Origin of the sequence: Acinetobacter sp. YH12137 (genome assembly GCF_013418535.1) — a bacterium.
Classification (GTDB): Bacteria; Pseudomonadota; Gammaproteobacteria; order Pseudomonadales; family Moraxellaceae; genus Acinetobacter.
The window spans coordinates 1-1,478 of sequence record NZ_VPBW01000086.1; the positions used below are offsets into that span (position 1 = coordinate 1).

Consider the following 1,478-nt stretch of genomic DNA (forward strand, 5'->3'; position numbering starts at 1 on the left):
TTATAATCAGCGAAGAATTCAAAAAGGCTTGGATTTTAAGACACCAAATCAAATGGCAGAAGACTTTTATCGGTTAGCTGCCTAGAATCTCCCAAGTGAAAGTCTCCTGCTAATTCAGCACACATCAGGAATAGTGGCATTTGGGTGAATGCGATTGTACCAAATCTGGAAAAGATGATGGAGCTTGATTTTGAGTTAGAAGTACTCAAATCTATGTAGTAATTTAAAATTTAAAGATCCTTCTATTTAGGATCTTTAAATTTATATATTGAGGTTTTAAAAATAATAAAAAATATCTTTACGGAAAAAGAGAATTTTATTGAAAATAAATTAGCAGTCGTTGATTATTTAAAAATATAGATCTGATGTTTAGTTTCAATTTGATATCAAATAAGGAAAATAAATTATGAAATAGTAAATTAAAACCTATGAAATGACTTAAAAAGACATTAAGTTCAGAAGCTTAAATTTTGGAATGGCAATATATTACATAGAAAAATTTTTTATAAACAAAGATTATTTTATGATTTCAAAGAAATAATCTATTAATTTTTTAAATAAAATTTTTTAAGTAATTGATAATTAAAAATATATTGATTGATAATTAAGGTTTAATTTATAGTTTTACTCTCTTATATTGTGTTTTACTTTAGTTTAAATATTCAAGATTATGTAATATTTTGTTATTTGGTTTTATGCTTATGTAGTGTATAAATAATATACAACTCTCCATGAGGGTAAAACACATGACTAAAGCAGAATTAGCTGTCTCCGCATTGGTCGTATTCCTTATTACCTTGATGGTTTATGGAGTAGGACAATCATTGAGTTATTAAAATAACTTTTTTCTAATGATTCCCGTATGTAAATAAAGCCCTTCGTGGGCTTTATTTTGTTTTTAGTCTGAGTCACTCTTCTGATTTTCAGAATATTCTAGTGCAGCTTTTTGTGCTTCTGCGGCGGCTTTAGCTTCCAAAGGAATAGCATCTGCTGCAATAGTAGAAGTACCATAAAGGCCTATCATAATGAGTATTAGAATTTTCGAAAACTGTTTCATATGAAATCCTCTAATTTTCTAAAACTTGATTTCAGTGTAGGGGATAAAACTCTCTGGGCATGTATGAGCGGTGTCTGCTTATGTAAGATATTCGGGCTTAGCGTGAAAACCCTTTCACCTTATGTAAGAACAATTATCTTATGAATTATTTTGTAGAATTAATTAAAGAAATGTTTTAGAAATTGAAAACATTAAATGTTCTTAAATTTATAACTTGGAAGATATAAATTTTATAACCTTAGAATTTAATTCCTTTAAAGAAAATATTACCATTTATTGAATAAAATAATATGGATAGGACTTACGCATTGACGGATTCAAAAAAGTATTAAAATACTTTATAAAGTATCTGTGATCAGACGAATTAAACATGCTTCTACAGCAACTTGTACATTACCCATTTATATGGGCTTTCTCATGA

The 1,478-nt window shown here is 27.7% G+C and carries 1 protein-coding gene; it reads right to left on the reverse strand.

Annotation, left to right across the window (positions count from 1 at the left end; translation table 11 throughout):
* Window positions 1-898 precede the first annotated feature (898 nt).
* Entirely contained in the window at window positions 899-1,057 is a 159-nt protein-coding gene (locus FTU72_RS16170) for a hypothetical protein (protein WP_166136100.1), read from the reverse strand.
* Between the last annotated feature and the right edge of the window lie 421 nt (window positions 1,058-1,478).

What these genes read in the sequence shown, in the direction of transcription:
- FTU72_RS16170 (WP_166136100.1), bottom strand. Translation starts at nt 1,057, where the DNA reads ATGAAACAGTTTTCGAAAATTCTAATACTCATTATGATAGGCCTTTAT.